This window comes from Variovorax sp. P4_D9, from assembly GCF_056401695.1.
This window is the reverse complement of the sequence record NZ_JBFUIU010000915.1, coordinates 1-3340: the sequence shown is the minus strand read 5'-3', so window position 1 is coordinate 3340 and position 3340 is coordinate 1. Positions and strand designations below refer to the sequence as shown.

Sequence of the window (3340 nt, the reverse complement as noted above, 5' to 3'; positions counted from 1 at the left end):
ACCGCCATCAGGCGAATCTCTTCAAGCGTTTTGTGATCCAGCGTGCGGCCATCTCGTTTCATGCGCTATTGAATCATCAATTCGATTGTCGTGGTGATCTTTTGTAGCCTAAATTATCGACTGCTGAGTAATGAGTTGTCTGTGGCTTTTGGGATCGACAGATCTGCCTCTGACCGTTGACTGAAGGTGGCAGCTCGCGAGACGCGGCCCGGACCCATCAATCAGGTGCCCGGTCTGGAGGCTTGCAGCGCGTGGTCTGATGGCATCCGTCCTTGGCCCGTCTCGAGGTTCAGTGCGCCGTGGTCTGCGCAACCGGCGTCTCCGTATGCAGCGCGCAGCGCCATTTCTCGCCGTCCCGCACCCACGTCGATGTGTCGTTCATGTCCTCAGTGACAACGTCCTTCTTTCCGCGTGGCGAGATGCCCTGCCTTACCCGATAGCTAAGAACCGCTGTGGTGTCCGTCGGAAAGACGACCTCAATATCGTTGAGCTCGAAGGACCTGACAACCATCGAGCCTTGCTCGGCCATCTTGCGATAACCCGCATGATCGAATTTCATTGCGCCGTGGGAACTGACCATCATCGCTGGCTCGGTGAGCAGATCGATAGCGACGTTCGCGTCGTTGTCGACGATGGACTGCCAAAACTTTGTCTCGAGGCCGATCAGCGTTTTGCTTGCAGTTTGCATTTCCGTACTCCATTTTTCGGGACCTCGAGCATTGGAATTGGAGCTGGATGATGGTGTCAGTCGGCGCTTTCGAGCGAAGTAGGGCGTCTCTTACTCATTGTGCCTGCTGATCGGCTCGCATTGCGGCAAGCGTCAACCCGATCTCCTTGTGGATGAGCTTCGGCGCTGCTTCCAGGCACGAGCTTGCGTTTGAGCGGACCGCTTTCAGGTCGGGACGGCAAAGGAAACGCCCGCGATCAGCGAGGTGCGAAACGTCGGGGTCCGGTCACCAGCGGGTCAGTTCCACTGATCGCAATAGCGTCCCAAATCACTCGTTCGGAGCAGGCCAGTCTGGCGGCCCAGTGGCTCACTTCCTGCGGGGGCTGTCTGGATCGATCGGGCGATTCGCGCGTTCGGGGTCGTCATTGTTGTCCATGGGTGCGCAAGGCGAGGTTGGCGAAGGGCGTTCATCGTAGCGGAGTGGGTGTCGACGCCTGGCGTCGCGCACTTGGCGCGGCAGTGGCGTCACTGGTTCAGTCGCTTCGTTCTGTCGCTTCGAAGCCGATAGAGTAGTTGCGCGACATTTGCGCAACTCTTGAAAGCACTCCTAGGCAACATGCTGCGAAAACCAACAGGGTGGACGCCCTACGTCATTGATTTAAAAGCACTTTTCTTCTGCTCGTAAGGCTACGAACCAAGGGGTCGTGGGTTCAATTCCTGCCAGCCGCACCATAATCGGCAAGGGTTAGCACGTTAGTGCGTGCTAACCCTTTCCCGTTTCCGGGTTCTGATGCCCCGAAAAATGGTCCAGCGATGCCCTTCGTGCCCCTCGAATGGCCAATTTCGTAGCGATTGCCAACCCGTTGCAGGCCGTCATACGATGTCGTTCATGTGCGAAATAGAAGCCCAACCCGAATCGAGAACTGACCGCGAATGAGCTCCGAGCGTGCCGAACTCGCACGAAAGTTTCATCGAGACTGGTGGTTTCGCGATCTCAGCCTGGGGCGCTGGACGCAACGCTTCCAGGCCCGATTGGTTGCTCGGCGTCGGCGTCCCTTCGCGTTCTTCGATCCCGCGGCCCGAGAGTGCTTCATCCAGCTCGTCCCGACGCAGGGGCTGGCGCTGGAGATCGGCCCGTTCGGCAATCCGGCACTGCATGGAGATCATGTGCGCTACGCAGACGCGCGGTCGACCGAGGAACTGAAGGCCGTCGCGAAGGATTACGGCATGGACCCGGATCGATGTCCACCCATCCACTACGTCGTGACCGAGACGCCGCTGGAGGACATTCCCGAGCGATTCGCATCGGTCTTCAGCAGTCACTGCATCGAGCATCAACCCGATCTTGTGCAGCACCTGCGGGCAGTCGAGAAACTGCTGGAGCCGGGCGGTGCCTACTACCTGGTCATTCCGGACAAGCGCTACTGCTTCGATCACTTCTGTCCAGAGTCGACCATCGCCGACGTGATCGCGGCGCACGCCGAGCGCCGGACGACTCACGCGTGCAAGTCCTTCGTCACCCAGCACCTGCTACAGGCACATAACGATGCAAGGCGCCATTGGGCGGGTGACCACGGCGAGCCCTCTCTCATGCTCAGCCCGGGGCGGCTCGATGACGTGATGAGCATCGCGCGAAAAGGCGCTGCAGGCGAACATTACGTGGACTCGCATGCCTGGCAGTTCACGCCGGAATCGTTCAAGGAAATCTGCAGGATCCTTTACGAAGGCGGAAAGATCGGGTTGCGACCCGTGGTCGTGTTGCCTACCGTATTCAACAGATTCGAGTTTTGCGCGGTCCTGATCCGCGAACGGCCGGCCTGACCGCAGTTCGCTAGTTGCCTACGGCCAAAGCGCCGGCCTAAGTTTCACGCCTTCGCGACCCGCGTCGATCTTCAGTCTTGAGGTTCAGTCTTGAGGTACATCTTCGCCTGCATCCATCCCCGCCCGTAGATCAGCTGCTCAGGTGGCTTGGGGAACCGGGTGTGAAATTGCTTGAGCGCCTGTCCCCTCCCCGCGACACCTCCGCGGCCTCCGTAGCCTCGTACTCCTGCTGCTCGACGGCGCGCCGCTCGCGCGCACGCTCCTCGATCTTGGCCTTGGCTTGCGCGATGGCGCCCAGGCGCTTCTCGCGCCGCGCGATCTCCGCCGGCACATCCAAGCCGTCATTGACAGAATTGACAGGACGGCTGCCGCTGTCTTCGGCCAGCTTCAGCAACTGCTGCACTTCTTCGCGCAGTTGCGCCTCGATCTTGTTGGCGTGCTCCCAGGACAGCGCCTTGTGCTTGCTCGCATTGGCCGCGATCTTGGTGTCGTCCAGTGAGATGTTGCCCAGCTTCAGGCACTTTATCTCGCGCGCCAGCACCAGCACCTGCGAACAGCGCCTCGATCTGTGGCAGAAAGCGCCGCCGGAACGTGGCGATGCTGTCATGGTCGGGCTGGGTATTGGCGGCTATGAGGCGAAATGCCACCGAGTCGTGGCAGGCCCGCTCGATCTTGCGGCTCGAGTGCACCCCGGTGGCGTAACCATAGACCAGCAAGCCCAGCAGCATCGCCGGGTGGTACGCATTGCTGCCGCGTCCCGCGTATTGCCGCACCAGCTCACTCAGGTCCAACTGGTCGATCACCTCCACGACAAAGCGGGCCAGGTGATCCACAAAGCGGGCCAGGTGATCC

At 60.2% G+C, this 3340-nt stretch carries 3 protein-coding genes and 1 pseudogene; 1 reads left to right on the top strand and 3 read right to left on the bottom strand.

Annotated features, from left to right (window positions below; translation table 11 throughout):
- Positions 1-289: 289 nt before the first annotated feature.
- The gene (locus tag AC1DY5_RS48210; protein ID WP_478121426.1) at positions 290-688 is read right to left on the bottom strand and encodes a nuclear transport factor 2 family protein; all 399 of its coding nucleotides are present in this window, start codon (positions 686-688) and stop codon (positions 290-292) included.
- 852 nt (positions 689-1540) lie between these two features.
- Positions 1541-1834, bottom strand: coding sequence for a hypothetical protein (locus tag AC1DY5_RS48205; protein WP_478121425.1), 294 nt, complete (start codon positions 1832-1834; stop codon positions 1541-1543).
- A gap of 60 nt (positions 1835-1894) precedes the next feature.
- Here AC1DY5_RS48205 and AC1DY5_RS48200 point away from each other — a divergent pair, with 60 nt between their 5' ends.
- Positions 1895-2488, top strand: a complete 594-nt coding sequence (locus tag AC1DY5_RS48200; RefSeq protein WP_478121427.1) for a class I SAM-dependent methyltransferase — start codon at positions 1895-1897, stop codon at positions 2486-2488.
- Positions 2489-2705: 217 nt separating this feature from the next.
- Here AC1DY5_RS48200 and AC1DY5_RS48195 read toward each other — a convergent pair.
- A pseudogene (locus AC1DY5_RS48195) lies at positions 2706-3340 on the bottom strand (transposase); the annotation flags it as partial.

Excerpts from the sequence above, each read along its gene's own strand:
- AC1DY5_RS48210 (WP_478121426.1), bottom strand. The coding sequence starts at position 688 with ATGCAAACTGCAAGCAAAACGCTGATCGGCCTCGAGACAAAGTTTTGG.
- AC1DY5_RS48200 (WP_478121427.1), top strand. The coding sequence starts at position 1,895 with ATGGACCCGGATCGATGTCCACCCATCCACTACGTCGTGACCGAGACG.
- AC1DY5_RS48205 (WP_478121425.1), bottom strand. The coding sequence starts at position 1,834 with ATGATCTCCATGCAGTGCCGGATTGCCGAACGGGCCGATCTCCAGCGC.